The sequence below is a fragment of the Mitsuaria sp. TWR114 genome, assembly GCF_007997345.1.
On record NZ_VOSR01000043.1, the window covers coordinates 1 to 14278 of the forward strand.

Sequence of the window (14278 nt, forward strand, 5' to 3'; positions counted from 1 at the left end):
GTGCTGCCGCCCGCGCCGCCGATGAGGATGCGGCCGCCGTTGGACGCGAGGTTGGCGTTGACCGCCACGCCGCCCAGGCTGGAGGAGGCGTTGTTGGCCGCGCTCAGCGTCAGGCCCAGCGCGCCGGAGGTCGAGGTGATCGGGCTGTTGACGATGATGTTGCGGTCGGCCAGCAGCGTCAGCGTCGCGGCGCCGCCGGAGGACTTGGTGATCGCGCTGGCGACGGTGATGTCGCCGCTGCCGCTGCCGGTGGCGCCATAGCCCGCGGCGTTGCTCTGCGTGGTGACGGTGACGCTGGTCCCGTTGCCCAGGGCGCTGGAGATGGTGCCGGCGGCGCTCGCGCCGATGGTGTAGTCGTAGGGGTCGATCAGCCACTGGCCTCCGGTGCCGCGCGCGGCGCTCGCGTCCACGCGCAGCGTCCCGTTGTTGACATGGGCGGCGGAGGTCTCGATGAAGCCGCCGTCGCCGCCGAGCGGCGCGCTCGCATCCAGCGTGCCGGACGCATTGAGCGTGCCGGTGGCCATGTCGCCGAGCAGCAGGATCTCGCCCTTGCGGCCGCTGGCCAGCGTGCGCGCCTGCACGAGGCCGGTGTTGTTGACCACCGCGGTGGTGAGCTGGTCGAGCGCCCGGGCGGTCAGGAGCACGCGCCCGCCGTCGGCGCGGATCGCCCCGCCGTTGGCGACGGCGGCATCGAGCGCGCCCTGGTCGATCGTCAGCCGCGCCAGGCCGCCGGCGTCGAGCGTGACGGTGCGCGCGGCGGCCAGGTTCACCTGGCCACCCGGCGCGTCGATGGTGCCGTCGTTGATCACCTTCGCGGCGATCAGCGAAACCGAGCCGCCCGACGCGGCGGCGATGGCGCCCTGGTTGAGCACCGACGCGGCGCTGGCGCCGTCGAAGCGATAGCGGCCGGCCATGAAGTCGGCATCGGAGAGCAAGAGCGTCGAGGCCATCAGCCCGCCCACGTCCACCGCGCGGTGGAGGAGAACAGCACGCCGTTCGGGTTCAGCAGAAAGACCTGGCCGTTGGACTTCAGGGCGCCCTGGATGAGCGAGACGTCACCGCCGGTCACGCGGTTCAGCGCGATGGAGGCGGCGGAGGGCTGCTGGAACTGGACCGTCGACCCGGGGGCGATGTTGAAGCTCTGCCAGTTCGTGGCGAGCTTGGGCGTCGACTGCTGGATCAGCAGCGTGTTGCCGCTCTGGGTCAGCGTGGCGCTGCCCTGGGTGATCTGCCCGCCGGTGGGCAGGCCCGCGGCACCGGCGCTGGCACCGCCCAGCGCCAACGCGGCTATGGCGCAGCGCATCGCGGCGGATGCCACCGACGAGCGCTTCCCGCGCGCGCGTCCGAACTCGGGTACCGGCACATAGCTGCCTGCGTGATCCGACCAGACCAGTCGGAAGACATGGTTCAACGCCCCTGCATTCATTTCGCGTCCCGTGGAGAAGCCCCGCCTTGGCGGTGTCGAGGGCGACTCTAGGGAGCGCATCGCGGCGGCCATAGCAGCCGGCGGAGGAAGCTGGTGTCAGGCGTTGGACTACACGGCGCCGGAGCGTGATGGATTCACGCCGATGTCGGCCTCCACGAGCAGTTGGCCCGGCGGACCGTGGCGGTCCGCGCCGGGAATCTACTTCGCGTCGAGCGACGACGACCCATCGCAGGTCGTCTCCTGGATGCCGCAGATCTGATCCAGCCAGGCACGGAAGCGGCCCTTGGGTTGGCCGGCACGGGCGGCGGGCGAGACCTGCAGGTAGGGCCGCATCTCGGCGGAGAAGCGGGCTTCGTCGTAATCCACCTGCACCCAGCTGCCGCGGCAATCGACGAGGCGACCCGCCGTCATCGTGCTGCTGCCGTCGAAGACCAGGCCGTCCTTGAGCCGGACGGCGACGGGCGCCTTGGGATCGGGGCGGGTGCGGCCGGCGTTGGCCTGCGACTTCACGATGAGCTTGCGTCCGCTGACCCAGCCCTCGCCTTCGTAGACCGGCCGCGCCGGTTGGCCCGTCAAGGCTTCATCGTCGAAGGCCTCGCGGATGCGGAACCAGCCGTTCGAGCTTGCGGTGACCTTCACCAGCACGCGCGCGCGCATGCCGGAGCCATCGGTCCAGACGGGCGGCAACTTGCCCAGCACCGGCGCGGCGCTCGACGGTTCCGCGCGCACATTGAGCCCGGCGGGATCGGTCTCCTCGACGAAGGCGGCGAAGTCGCAACTGGCCGGTTCCGGCGGGCCGCCGGAAGCCAGGGCCGCTCCACCGATCCCGAGGCCGATCGCCAGGATCAGCGTTCGGCTCGGCAGCAAGGACAGGGTCCCAAGGAAACCGAGGCCCCTCACCGCGCCTCCTTCGGCACCCACATCACCGTCGTCCTGAGCTGCGTGACCCCGCTGAATCCGAGCACCCGGTCCGACAGCGCCACCATCGTCGACGGCATGTCCGCGCGATCCGGCAGCAGTTCGACCGAGCGCACCGGCGTCTGGCTCAGCGGGCGCTCCTCGGCGTCGACCCAGCTCAGCTTCAGCAGCGTCGTGGGCTCCGCCGTCATGTCGGACCACGGCGCGCCGCGCACGACCTGCATGTGGAAGATCCGCTGCCCGCGTCCGGCCAGTTGCGACATCGACCCGGTCGGCGGCAGGCCGGCGACGAGTTCGGTATCGAGCGGACCGGTGGTGGCGCGCAGCGGCATCATCCCGCCGCTGACGCGCAGCATGCCGACGCCCGGGAGGTCGCTCCCGCTGCCCAGGCCGCGGACCCACGCCAGGGTGGTGCCGGTGATCTGGTTGAAGAAACCATAGTCGGTGACGTAATTCGGAAACGCTGACAGGTCCGAGGCGATCGTCATCCGCGTGCCGCTGAGCGAGTTCGGCTCGATGGCGGCCAGTTGCTGGTCGAAACCGCTGATCGGATTGCGCCGCTTCCACGTCGCCATCACGTAGCGCCCCGACATCGCCAGCCGCTGCTGGCTGGTCGCCGATCCCTCGAGACGGACTTCGCGGTCCGTCGGCGCGCCGTTCATGTCGAAGCCGCGCAGCACCAGCGTCGGAGCGGTCCCGAACAGGCCTGCGCGCTCCCACAGCAGCCAGACGATCCGGCCGTCCGTGGTGGCGGACACCGGACCGAACTGCACCGCCTGATCCGGGAAATCGCTCGAGCTGCGAAGGTTGATCGTCGGCCGCGTCGCGGACAGCGCGCCGCGAGCGTCGAAGCTCAGCAGCTGCACCTCCTCGGCCGGCCGGTTCTCCGCGCGACCCAGGACGACCGCTCCGCTCGCGTGCAGCATCGGCGGAACCACCCCGTTGCGGGACAGCCCCGTGTGGCGCAACGTGTCGAGCACCCGGCCGTTGCGATCCAGGCGCGACACGATCAGGTCGGAAGCCGTGCTCGCGCTGGACTGCTGGAACAGCAGCACCTCGTTGCCGACTTCCCCGACGGCGACGATCTTGTCCGCCTCCGGCAGCAACTCGCCGGCCATCGACTGCGCCGTCGCCGGCACCTGTGCGGAACGGTAAAGAGCGATGCCGCCGCCATCGCTGCCGATGTCGTAGCCGAGGAGCACCTCGGTCGTCTCGCGCAGCACCGTGCTGTTGGGCAGGGGCGCGCGCGTGCGCTCCTGGACGAGGCCGATGCCCGGCGCATACCAGTCCGAGATCTCCAGCGTCGTCACCTCGCCCGGCGTGCCGGTGCTGCTGGGCACGACGCGCACCAGCAGCTTCGTGTCCACGCGGACCGCCTTGACCGCCGCCATGCGGGGCAACGCCACCGATTCCTCGCCGATCACGCGCGCATACATCGCGACGTCGACCGCGTCGGTCCGCTTGTCGCCGTCCACATCGATCGCGGTGTCGGTGAAGCGCCGCTCCAGGATCGTCCATTGGTCGTCGACCCGCACCGGCGAGCGCAGCTGCGTCATCCGGACGGTCTCGCCCGATCCCTTGCCGGTGAAGTCGAACTGCTCCGTGACCACCACGCTGCCGCCTTCGAGCGCCACCCCATGCGACGCGGCGCCCTCGTTGTTCGCGTTGGTCGCCGACTCGGTCCAGGCCCCGCCCGACGCGGCGATCGTGACGTCCGTCGTGTAGGCCGGGCTGGCATTGCCCTGCACCACGCTGACCCCGCGATAGCGCCACAGGTGGCCGGTCGCCAGCGGCCGCAGCGTGGCCGCATCGGCCTGAAGCACCGCCCCGGGTGCCGGGGCCACGGGAATCAGCGACGCCGCGCCCGCCGGTGGCGGGCTGATGCCGGCATCCGATCCTCCACCCCCGCCACCTCCGCAGGCGCTGAGCGCCACGACGCCCACGCACAAGGCCAACCATCCTCGCGCCCGGCCCCAAGCCGCGCGCGTCCTCGCATTCATGCCCATTCCTCGCTCCCTGGCCGGCCATCGCCGGTGGTCCTCGTTCTTTGAGCGGCGGAGTGTAAGGACTCCTGATGACCCGAATGGCGCCCTGAGCAAGCCAGCGCCAGCGGACTCGCTCGCCCGCCCCGAACCGCGGTGATCGGAAGCATTGCTCTCCGCCATCATTTCGACTATTCTCGAAAGATGGAACAAGACGACGTCGTCCGCGCCCTGGGCGCCCTGGCCCAGCCGCTGCGCCTGCAGATCTATCGCGCGCTGGTCGTTGTCGGCGACAGCGGCCTGACACCCGGTGCGATCCAGGAGGGGCTGGGCGTGCCGGCCGCGACGCTGTCGTTCCACCTCAAGGAGCTGGTGGGGTCGGGGCTGGTGACGCAGGAGCGCTCCAGCCGCAACCTCATCTACCGCGCCGCCTACGCCCGCATGAACGAGCTGCTGGGCTACCTCACCGAGAACTGCTGCCAGGGCGCGTCCTGCGCCCTGCCGTCGACCACGCCCGGCTGCGGCTGCTGAATGCCCGCGCCATTGCTGCCCTCACCTCCCGGAAGCCGCTGAACCATGACTGTCCACGTGCTGATCCTCTGCACCCATAACTCCGCACGCAGCGTGCTCGGCGAGGGCATGCTCAATCACTGGGCGAAGCAACTCGGCAAGGACGTCCGGGCCTTCAGCGCCGGCAGCGCGCCCAGTGGCCGCGTCAACCCACTCGCCCTCGATGTGCTGCAAGCCGCCGGCATCGACACCGCGGGCTGCCGCAGCAAGAGCTGGGACGAGTTCACCTCAACGGACGCGCCGCCGCTGTCCATCGTCATCACCGTGTGCGACAGCGCCGCGGCCGAGCAGTGCCCGGTCTTCTTCGGCGGCACCGGTCAACCGGTCAAGGTGCACTGGGGATACCCGGATCCGTCCGATGCCGAGGGCGGCGAGCCAGGCAAGCGCCGCGCGTTCGAGCTGACGCGGCAGGCCATCGGCTACCGCATGCTGCAGCTGCTGCAACTGCCGCTGGCGACGATGGGGCGGACGGAACTGCAGCAGGCGCTGGCCGCCATCTCGCGGAGCTGACGCGATGGACCTGCGTCGCCAACTGCTCGCGGAGGGCCTGGGCACGGCCTTGCTGCTGGCCATCGTGATCGGCTCCGGCGTCATGGCCGAGCGGCTCGCCGGCGGCAACGCCGCCATCGCGCTGCTGGCCAACACCCTGGCCACCGTCGGCGGCCTGGTCGTGCTGATCGAGGTCTTCGGCCCCATCAGCGGCGCCCACTTCAACCCGGCCGTCAGCCTGGTCATGGCCTGGCGTGGCGCGCTGCCTGGACCCGCGCTGCTGCCCTACGTCGTCGCCCAGCTGGCGGGTGCGGTGCTCGGCGCCTGGCTGGCGCACGCGATGTTCGACATGACCCTGCTGCAGTTCTCCTCCAAGCCGCGCGCGGGCACGGGCCAATGGATCGCCGAGGGCGTCGCCACCTTCGGCCTGCTGCTGGTGATCCTGCGCGCGCCGGCCTCGCTCGTGGCGGCCCTGGTGGCGGCCTACATCGGCGCGGCCTACTGGTTCACCGCCTCGACCTCCTTCGCCAACCCGGCCGCCGTGGTCGGCCGCATGTTCAGCGACAGCTTCGCCGGCATCGCGCCGGCCAGCGCGCCCGGCTTCATCGTCGCCGAGCTGATCGGCGCGGCCCTCGCCGTGGGCGTGAACCGCTGCCTGTCCCCGCCTCCCGGCGAGCTCCGCCACGCCCCTTCCCCCACCTCGACACCCGCGCCCCATGTCTGATCTCCTCTTCCCCGATGCCGACTTCCCCGCGCTGGACGGCGCGCTGTTCGACGTGCCCAGCCAGGACCGCCTGGCCGTGCCCGCGCCGTCGCGGCATCGGCCGCGCATCCTGATGCTGTACGGCTCGCTGCGCGAGCGTTCCTACAGCCGGCTGCTGACCTTCGAGGCCGCCCGCCTGCTCGAGGCGATGGGCGCGGAGGTGCGGATCTTCAATCCGACCGGCCTGCCGCTGCCGGACGACGCCCCCGAGTCGCATCCGAAGGTACAGGAGCTGCGCGCGCTCGCCGCCTGGTCCGAGGGCATGGTCTGGTGCTCGCCGGAACGCCACGGGGCGATGACCGGGATCATGAAGTCGCAGATCGACTGGATCCCGCTGTCGACGGGCTCGGTGCGTCCGACGCAGGGCAAGACGCTGGCGGTGATGCAGGTGTCGGGCGGATCGCAGTCCTTCAACGCGGTGAACCAGATGCGGGTGCTGGGCCGCTGGATGCGCATGCTCACCATCCCGAACCAGTCGTCGGTCGCCAAGGCCTTCGCCGAGTTCACCGAGGCGGGACGCATGAAGCCGTCCGCGTTCTACGACCGGGTGGTCGATGTGATGGAGGAGCTCTTCAAGTTCACGCTCCTGACCCGCGACCTGGGCCCCTACCTGCTGGACCGCTACAGCGAGCGCAAGGAGAGCGCCGCGGCGCTGGCCAAGCGCGTCGATCTCGCGGCGGCGACCGGCTGCTCGCCGGGAGCGGGAGCTAGCCGCTGCGGTTGCGCTTGACGGGACGGCGGCCCGATCCCGTACGATGCGCGCGATCTTGGAGTAGCTCAGTTGGAAGAGCCGTGGGCTTCCTACCCGCGAGGCGCAGGTTCGATCCCTGCCTCCAAGCCCGCCTGCCGCGTGCAGCGCTCCCTACTGCCCGCTCATGACCCAGCCCAGCGACGACTCGAAGGATCCGCGACCAAGCTCGGGCCAGGCCGCCACCGGAGCCAGCTATATCGCCGGCCAGTTGGCCCGGGCCCTGCGCGCCGCAGCGACACATGAGAACCTGGGGCTGCGCCAAAAGGCCGCCGCCCGCGTACGAAGTCTGCTGCGGCTGCTTGATCACCTCGGATCCGGCAAGGCCCAGGTCGGCGAACGGCAGCCGTATGCGGCACTTCCGACCTGGGTGACGCCCGAGGTGCTACGCGGCGGCTTCGCGAGCGGCCAGCCAGCGGCGGGCGGCGATTGGCAAGCACATGAACTCGCCCTGGCGGAGCGCCTTGGGCTCGTGATGGCAAGCACGCGCACCGCGCTCAACGGCCATTACCTCGACCCGATCGGCCTCTCCGAACTAGCGGAACGTCTGGCCTCCCGCCAGTACCGCGTCGACCTGCCAGAGGAAGGCGCGTTGCTGGCGATCCGGTGGCTGATCGCGCACGGCGCGCCCGCGACGGCCGCCGCGGTCCTCGATCAAATCGAGCCCTTCTTCGATCGCCTGCGCTTCTACCCGAGGCCCGCCGAGCGTCGCTTCCCGATCCTCTGGTCGGCCTTGAGGCGCCAGTGCTGGCCCGCAGCGCCCACGCGCTCGCGGAGACGCTGGCGCAGAAGCGCCCCTCCGACGAGGTCGAGGCCATGCGCGAGCATTACGAGGTTTGGGCGCCGCTCACCGATGCGCTGGTTGCGCTGCTGCTCGAGACCGTGGACGGGCCACCGCCCCAGTTCGACGGTGAAGGGCCGACGCGCCACATCACCGGCGGTCTGCCCTTCGCCCGCTTCCCCGACGATTTCGAGGCGAGACGGACCGAACTCCTCGCCACGGTCGCCGCTGCCCGCGCGCGCCATCGACGCTGCCAGCGGGTGCATCGTCCCAACGAGGTGTTGGGCCAGCTCACCGCCACGCTCACCGCCTGGCCGGGTCTCGATCCCGACGGTCGCTCCCGCGCTGCTGCCCGAACCCGTCTGCGCCTGGCGGGATTCGTGACCGCCCACGGCGCACCCGGCTCGGAGCGGCATCGCAGCGCTCCGCGCGAACGCAGCTGGCGGGCCCGAGCCACGCACGCCTGGCCCACGTGCTGGCCGAGCGCCTGCAGGCTCTGGCCGAGCCCGGCGAGGCCCTGGGCAGCTTGGGCGCGGCTGCGGCAGCTCGGCCGATCACGCACGCGGAGCAACGCGAGGCCGTGCAGGCCGGCGTCCATCTGCCCCGACACCTCCTCGATCGGCTCTCCACCGCGCAGGAGTCCTCGCTCGACAAGCTCGTCGCCGCGCGCGTGGTTCGTTCAGGCGAGGCACTGGCGGCGCTGCTTCCACAACTCACCGGGCCGGTGCTGGCCACACGCTTCAGCCAGGCTGACGCTCGCGCGCTTTATGCCGCCAGCTACCGGGCATTCCGTCGTCGACGTTCCCTGCTGCTGCTGTGGCTGCAGCATCAGGTGCGGTTTGCGGAGCTTCCCTGGATCGCCGCCTTGGAGGCCAGCGCCGACGCCGACCCACAACCCGCCGCAAGCGACTTGCTGCGCCGGTTCTCGGCCTTCGCCATCGGCGCGTTCCCCGCCACCATCACGCCCAACAAGCTGGTATCGGAGCTGACCGCGCTGGCAAAGGTCGCCCGGCCGCCAATGGCCGTCGAGCGCGAAGCCAGTGCGGACGCTGGTCCTTGGCTTCCGCTCGTCGAGGAGCTCGCCGCTGACATCTTCATGGGCACCTTCTCGGCGAAGTACGTGCGCGCCGCAGCGATCGCGATACGCCACCTCGCCTCACTGCCGGGAGGAGCGCTGTACAGCCGCTACTACGGCATCGACGTCGAGCGCGTGCTCGCGATGACGAAGATCGAGGAACGGTGGGGCACGAAGGTCTGCCCCGATTTCGACGACTACTGCCTGGAACTCGCAGCCTTGCCACCCGGAGGAAGCTCCATCGCGCGAAACGGCGCGGTCATCGAGCAGGCCGCCATCCTGACGACGCACAACCTGGGGGTGCTCGTCGACGTGCTGCAACTGCAACCGCTGCTGAACGACCGCTGGTCCGATCTCGCCGGACAGGCCTTCGGCGCGGTGCTGGACCGCCTCGAACGCCGCGTGATCCCGGAGAGCGTGCCCCGCCACCAACGCAAGCGCGCCAGCAAGACGCTTGCTTTCGGCTGGCGGCAGATGATCTTCTTCCTGTCCTGCCTGTCGCCCTCGGCGCAAGTCGCTTTCACGGCGACTTGCCGCGAGCGCCTCGCCACACGCTCGGCCACCATGCGGGAACGCTTCGCTCCGGTCCTGGCCGGGCTGGAGCGCACGGTGGCCGGTGAGCAACTGCCCAGGGCGGCTTCCCACGACGAGGTCGACGGTTGCCGGCGCCTGCTCGGCTGGAGTATCGGCACTCCGTTCCTGATGCGCGCGGCCCGCGAGACGGACTGAACCCCGGGCGCACCGCGCGTCCTCCCCTCGCCCGGCCGTGATGACTGCCGCTGCCGCATTGACGACAATGCGGGACCCCGCATGCCCGCCGTCACGACCATGACCCTCGCCCTCCCTCGCGCTGCCCGCCGCTTGCTGACCCTCCTCTGCCTGGCCGCCGCGCCGGCGGTCCATGCCGACATCGTCGTGGGCCAGGTCGCCCCGTTCAGCGGGCCGCAGGCCGTCACCGGCAAGGCCATCCGCGCCGGCGCCAAGCTCTGGATCGACGAGGTCAACGCCCGCGGCGGCGTCCGCGGACAGCGCATCAAGTTCGTCACCCGCGACGACGCGCAGAAGCCCGAGGAGACGGTGCGGCTGGTCAAGGAAATGATCGCCCAGGACGCCCCGACGGCGCTGATCGGCACCGTCGGCACCTCCAACCTGGAGGCCCTCAAGCAGGACGGCGTGCTCGAGAAGACCCACGTCTCCATGGTCGGCGCGATCTCCGGCGCGACCAGCATCCTCACGGCGCGCGGCATGTATCCGGTCAAGGCGAGCTACCGCGAGGAAGTCGAACGCCTGTTCCGCCAGCTCGGCGAGATGGGCCGCACCCGCGTCGCGGTCGTCTACCAGGACGACGGCCTCGGGCGCGACGCGCTGGCCGGCGCGCAGGCCTCGGCCAAGACCCACGGCCTCACGCTGGTCGCCCAGTCGGGTTACGCGCGCAACACCACCGAGGTCGGCAAGGCGGTGGACGAGATGGTCAAGCAGACGCCGGACGTGATCTTCCTCGCCGCCACGACCGCCGCCGCGATCGAGTTCACCAGCCGCTACCAGGCCGCCGGCGGACGCGCCGGGCTGTACGGCATGTCCATCATCGACGTGCAGGCGCTGCTCAAGAAGCTCGGACCCGAGCGCGCGCGCGGCTTCGCCTTCTCGCTGGTGCTGCCGACCGACGACCGCCTGGACCGCGAGGTGGTGCGCGACTACCTGCGCCTGAGCCAGAACGCCAAGGATCCGGAACTGTCCTCGCGCTCGCTGGAGGGCTTCATCGCCGCCAAGGCGCTGGTGCGCGCCCTGGAGCGCAGCGCCCCCGGCGCGGCCGCCCTCACCGAGACGCTGGAACGCGGCTTCGAGACCGACGTCGGCGGCCACCGCCTGACCTTCGGCAAGGGCCAGGCGCCGTCGCGCTACGTGGACTTCGCCGTGCTCGGCGTCGGCGGCCGGCTGGTGCGTTGAGCCCCGCGGAGCTCGCGCCACCCCGTGGGCCTTCGCGGCGAGCGGCGGCGGCGCCGGTCCTTGGGTCCGGCTTCCGAACAGTGCAACCGTCTCCGCCGTTCATGTCGCTTCCGTGAAGTCTGACAGCGCGCTTTCCGCCCTCCGTCGCTAAGCTTCGCGACCTCCCCACCACCACCGCCGTTGCCGCCGCACGGCGTTGCCTCGTGAAGTACCTGATCGCATCGGCCGCATGCGGCCTGCTGGGCCTGCTCACGCACGCGGGCGCCCACGCGGCGCCGGGCGCGGAAGACGAGGACCAGCTCGAGGCGCTGCTCCGGCGCGAGGTGCAAGGCCCGTCGCGCTACGCCCAGAGCCTGATGGACGCGCCCGCCGCGGTCAGCGTGATCACCCGCCAGGAGTCCGCCGCGCTGGGCCACCAGACCATCGGCGACATGCTCGGCCGCCTGCCCGGCGTCTACCTCGGCAACACGCGCAGCTACAGCAACCTCGGCGTGCGCGGGTTCAACCGGCCCGGCGACTACAACTCCCGCGTGCTCATGGCCATCGACGGCCAGCGCGTCAACGACGCCATCTACGACCAGGGCCTGCCGCAGCTGGAATTCCCCGTCGTCGCGGAATGGGCCAAGCGGGTGGAGCTGGTCCAGGGGCCGGGGTCGTCGATCTACGGCAGCAACGCGCTGCTGGGCGTCGTGAACGTCGTCACGCTGGACGGCGCCGACGCGCCGGGCCTGTCCGTGCTCGGCAGCGCCGGCTCGCGCGGGCAGCGCCGGGTCGAAATGCATTACGGCGCCACCGACGCCGCGGGCGGCGACCTCTTCATCGGACTGAACCTGCAGCGCACCGCCGGCGAGACGCTCTTCCTCCCGGAGCTCGGCACCGCCGACGGCTGGATCCGCGGCCTGGACGGCGAGCGCCAGGCCGCGGTGCTGGCCAAGTACCGGCTCGGCCGTTGGAAGCTGTCGATGGCCGCGGTGCAGCGCGACAAGGACGCGCCGACCGCCCCCTACGGCACCCTGCCCGGCGTGTCCGGCACCCGCTACACCGACCGCCAGCTGATGGTCGAGGCCGCCTACGACGAGGGCTGGCAGGACGACCTGCGGCGCAGCCTGCGCCTGGGGCTGTCGCAGTACGACTTCCGCGGCCGCTACGTCTTCGGCCAGTCGCCGGACGTCGTCGACCGCGACGAGTCCTATGCCCAGTGGCTCACGCTCGACGCGCGCGTGCTCTGGCGCGGCCTGCTCAACCATGAGCTGATGGCCGGCGCGGAGATCCGCACCTCGCCCTACGGCATCCAGCGCAACTACCAAGTGGCGCCCTACGAGTCGCGGCTCGACAGCGACGTCTCGCAGGATTCCGCCGCGCTGTCCGTGCAGGACCAGTGGCGCCTGTCGCAGCACTGGCAGCTGACGACCGGCCTGCGGCTGGACCACGCCCGCGGCTTCTCACCGGCGCTGTCGCCGCGCACCGTGCTGGTCTTCCGGCCGGACGAGCGCCAGACCCTGAAGCTGATGTGGGCGCGCTCGTTCCGCTCGCCCAACCTCTACGAGCGCTATTACGACGACGGCGGCCAGACGCAGCTGGCCAATCCGGGGCTCAAGCCCGAGCGGCTCGGCTCCGCCGAACTCGCCTGGGAATACCTGCTCGCCTCCGGCCAGGCGCTCAGCGCCAACCTCTACGACACCCGCCTGAACCGCCTGATCGAACAGGTGCCGCTCAGCGACGATACCGACGCCGTGGTGCAGTACGTCAACCGCGGCCGCGTGCGGCTGCGCGGCCTGGACCTGGGCGTGGAGCAGCGCGTCGAGGGCGGCTGGCTGTGGCGCGCCAGCGCCTCCTGGATGGACGCCCGCGACGAGCAGGGCCGGCGCCTGAGCAACGCGCCCACCTGGATGGTCAAGGGCCATGCGATCACGCCGCAATGGCGAGCCTGGCAGCTCGGCGTCGAGTGGACCGCGCTGGGCACGCGGCTGGGACGCGTGAAGGTGCCGCCGGCCTGTTTTGTCAACGCCCAGCTGAGCTACCGCATCGACGCGCGCCAGAGCCTGGCGCTGCAGGTGGACAACCTGCTGGACCGCGACAACCTCGACCCCTCGTCCCCCGACGCCGCGCTGAGCGCGATCCCGCAATCGCGTCGCGCCTGGCGCCTGGCCTGGCGCACCGCCTTCTGAGCCGCCGACGATGCCGATGCGCGCTCGCCTGCTTCGACGACCGACCGACCTGCGCCCCTGGCGCATGGCGGCGCTGCTGCTGCTCGCGCTCGCAGGGGCGGCACCGCTGCGCCCGGTCGCGGCGCAGGCCGCCGGACCGGACGGCCTGAAGGCCGAGGTGGTCTACCGCGCGCTGATGTTCGTCAACTGGCCCGCGGAGCGGGAACACGGCCGCGCGCTGCAGCTGTGCACCGCCGGCGACAGCGGCCTGGAGACGGCCTTGCAGGGACTGGCGGGGCGCTCGATCCGGCACCTGGCGATCGAGGTGCGCCGCCTTGCCCGCCCGGACCAGCTCGCCGGCTGCCACCTGCTCTACCTGTCCGAACCCAGACCCGCCTGGCGCGCCCTGCTCGACCGGCAGCCCGTGCTGGTGCTGTCCGACCAGGCCGGCATGCTGGACCAGGGCGCCATGCTCAACCTCCAGATCGAGGACGGGCGTATCGTCTTCGACGTCGACCTCGACGCCGTCCGGCGCGCCGGCCTGGCCATCAGCGCGAAGCTGCTGCGCCTGGCGCGCTACGTGCGTCACCCCGCCACTTCGCCATGAACGCCAAGATCCTCGACGCGCTGGAACGCTGGCGCGAGCTGGCCGTGTCGCTGGCCGCGCTGCTCACCTTCGCCCTGCTGCTCAGCGTGATGCAGTACTGGCGGTTGCAGCAGCGCCAGCTCGAGGACCTGCGCACCCAGGCCGGCATCGTGGCGCAGACGGCCTCCGCCGCACTGGTCTTCGACAGCCGCGACGAGGCCGGCGAGATCCTGCAGGCGCTGCGCCAGAATCCCGCCACGCTGCGGGCGCGGCTGCTCAAGCGCGACGGCCAGCCGTCCGCGGTCTACACCCGGCCGGCCGCGCAGCGCTCGCGCCTGGAGGCCTGGGTCGGACAGGTGGCGCTGGAGGTGCCGGTGATGGCCGACGGCCAGGCGGTGGGCACGCTGTCCGTCGAGGCCAGCCGGCTGCCGATGTGGTGGGACCTGGCGCAGTTCATCGGCGCGACGCTGGGCACGCTGGCGGCGACCGCCGGCCTGGCCTGGCTGCTGTCCAAGCGGCTGCGCGCGCAGATGCAGGAGGCGGAGCGCCGCACCCGCTACCTCGCCCGCTTCGACGCGCTCACCGACCTGCCCAACCGCGAGCACCTGCGCCGGCTGCTGGAAAAGGCGCTGCGCCAGGACGGCGGCGCGGCGCTGCTGCTGCTGGACCTGGACAACTTCACCCAGATCAACGACCAGTTCGGCCACGCCGCCGGCGATGCGGCGCTGCAGGCGACCGGCCAGCGCCTGCGCCAGCTCTGCCGGCCCGGCGACGCGGCCGCGCGGTTGTCGGCCGACGAATTCGCGGTGCTGCTCTCCCCGCGGCCCGACGCGGCCGCGCTGCAGG

Annotated in this window: 13 protein-coding genes, 1 tRNA gene and 1 pseudogene; 10 read left to right on the top strand and 5 right to left on the bottom strand. The window is 71.5% G+C overall.

Features of this window, described 5'->3' with window-relative positions; translation table 11 throughout:
• The 4 genes and pseudogenes from FUT87_RS02625 to FUT87_RS02640 all read right to left on the bottom strand — a co-directional run.
• Nucleotides 1-950, bottom strand: a pseudogene (locus FUT87_RS02625) (filamentous hemagglutinin); the annotation flags it as partial.
• Nucleotides 950-1498 carry a filamentous hemagglutinin N-terminal domain-containing protein gene (locus FUT87_RS28305; RefSeq protein ID WP_147239985.1) on the bottom strand — a complete coding sequence of 183 codons (549 nt, stop codon included), beginning with the start codon at nucleotides 1496-1498 and terminating at the stop codon, nucleotides 950-952. The pseudogene FUT87_RS02625 and the gene FUT87_RS28305, both read right to left, overlap by 1 nt.
• Before the next feature lie 126 nt (nucleotides 1499-1624).
• Complete coding sequence (locus FUT87_RS02635) at nucleotides 1625-2293, bottom strand: SH3 domain-containing protein (protein ID WP_147239986.1); 669 nt, start codon at nucleotides 2291-2293, stop codon at nucleotides 1625-1627.
• A 29-nt stretch (nucleotides 2294-2322) separates the two neighbouring features.
• Nucleotides 2323-4188 (bottom strand): hypothetical protein, encoded by a 1866-nt coding sequence (locus FUT87_RS02640; protein WP_147239987.1) that lies wholly within the window; start codon nucleotides 4186-4188, stop codon nucleotides 2323-2325.
• Between the two features lie 342 nt (nucleotides 4189-4530).
• Here FUT87_RS02640 and FUT87_RS02645 point away from each other — a divergent pair, with 342 nt between their 5' ends.
• The 5 genes from FUT87_RS02645 to FUT87_RS02665 all read left to right on the top strand — a co-directional run bounded on the left by FUT87_RS02645 (nucleotide 4531) and on the right by FUT87_RS02665 (nucleotide 6987).
• Nucleotides 4531-4857 (top strand): helix-turn-helix transcriptional regulator, encoded by a 327-nt coding sequence (locus tag FUT87_RS02645; RefSeq protein WP_147239988.1) that lies wholly within the window; start codon nucleotides 4531-4533, stop codon nucleotides 4855-4857.
• A 45-nt stretch (nucleotides 4858-4902) separates the two neighbouring features.
• Complete coding sequence (locus FUT87_RS02650; protein ID WP_147239989.1) at nucleotides 4903-5406, top strand: arsenate reductase ArsC; 504 nt, start codon at nucleotides 4903-4905, stop codon at nucleotides 5404-5406.
• A 4-nt stretch (nucleotides 5407-5410) separates the two neighbouring features.
• On the top strand, nucleotides 5411-6109 hold the full coding sequence (locus FUT87_RS02655) for an MIP/aquaporin family protein (RefSeq protein ID WP_147239990.1): 699 nt from the start codon (nucleotides 5411-5413) through the stop codon (nucleotides 6107-6109).
• Nucleotides 6102-6878 carry an arsenical resistance protein ArsH gene (gene arsH / locus FUT87_RS02660; RefSeq protein ID WP_147239991.1) on the top strand — a complete coding sequence of 259 codons (777 nt, stop codon included), beginning with the start codon at nucleotides 6102-6104 and terminating at the stop codon, nucleotides 6876-6878. The genes FUT87_RS02655 and arsH overlap by 8 nt, the downstream gene beginning before the upstream one ends.
• A 36-nt stretch (nucleotides 6879-6914) precedes the next feature.
• Nucleotides 6915-6987, top strand: a tRNA-Gly gene (locus tag FUT87_RS02665).
• Between the two features lie 596 nt (nucleotides 6988-7583).
• Here FUT87_RS02665 and FUT87_RS02670 read toward each other — a convergent pair.
• Nucleotides 7584-7943 carry a hypothetical protein gene (locus FUT87_RS02670; RefSeq protein ID WP_147239992.1) on the bottom strand — a complete coding sequence of 120 codons (360 nt, stop codon included), beginning with the start codon at nucleotides 7941-7943 and terminating at the stop codon, nucleotides 7584-7586.
• A 206-nt stretch (nucleotides 7944-8149) separates the two neighbouring features.
• Between FUT87_RS02670 and FUT87_RS02675 the strand changes: the two genes are divergently transcribed.
• The 5 genes from FUT87_RS02675 to FUT87_RS02695 all read left to right on the top strand — a co-directional run.
• A complete protein-coding gene (locus tag FUT87_RS02675; RefSeq protein ID WP_147239993.1) occupies nucleotides 8150-9481 on the top strand; it encodes a hypothetical protein in 1332 nt (443 codons plus the stop codon).
• 132 nt (nucleotides 9482-9613) lie between these two features.
• Complete coding sequence (locus FUT87_RS02680) at nucleotides 9614-10699, top strand: ABC transporter substrate-binding protein (protein ID WP_255511627.1); 1086 nt, start codon at nucleotides 9614-9616, stop codon at nucleotides 10697-10699.
• Nucleotides 10700-10902: 203 nt separating this feature from the next.
• Nucleotides 10903-12867 carry a TonB-dependent siderophore receptor gene (locus FUT87_RS02685; protein WP_147239995.1) on the top strand — a complete coding sequence of 655 codons (1965 nt, stop codon included), beginning with the start codon at nucleotides 10903-10905 and terminating at the stop codon, nucleotides 12865-12867.
• Between the two features lie 10 nt (nucleotides 12868-12877).
• On the top strand, nucleotides 12878-13453 hold the full coding sequence (locus FUT87_RS02690; protein WP_147239996.1) for a YfiR family protein: 576 nt from the start codon (nucleotides 12878-12880) through the stop codon (nucleotides 13451-13453).
• Nucleotides 13450-14278: diguanylate cyclase domain-containing protein (locus tag FUT87_RS02695; RefSeq protein WP_147239997.1), on the top strand; the 829-nt coding region annotated here is incomplete at its 3' end. The genes FUT87_RS02690 and FUT87_RS02695, both read left to right, overlap by 4 nt.

Excerpts from the sequence above, each read along its gene's own strand:
- FUT87_RS28305 (WP_147239985.1), bottom strand. The coding sequence starts at position 1,498 with ATGGCCGCCGCGATGCGCTCCCTAGAGTCGCCCTCGACACCGCCAAGG.
- FUT87_RS02645 (WP_147239988.1), top strand. The coding sequence starts at position 4,531 with ATGGAACAAGACGACGTCGTCCGCGCCCTGGGCGCCCTGGCCCAGCCG.
- FUT87_RS02650 (WP_147239989.1), top strand. The coding sequence starts at position 4,903 with ATGACTGTCCACGTGCTGATCCTCTGCACCCATAACTCCGCACGCAGC.
- FUT87_RS02655 (WP_147239990.1), top strand. The coding sequence starts at position 5,411 with ATGGACCTGCGTCGCCAACTGCTCGCGGAGGGCCTGGGCACGGCCTTG.
- arsH (WP_147239991.1), top strand. The coding sequence starts at position 6,102 with ATGTCTGATCTCCTCTTCCCCGATGCCGACTTCCCCGCGCTGGACGGC.
- FUT87_RS02670 (WP_147239992.1), bottom strand. The coding sequence starts at position 7,943 with ATGCACCCGCTGGCAGCGTCGATGGCGCGCGCGGGCAGCGGCGACCGT.
- FUT87_RS02690 (WP_147239996.1), top strand. The coding sequence starts at position 12,878 with ATGCCGATGCGCGCTCGCCTGCTTCGACGACCGACCGACCTGCGCCCC.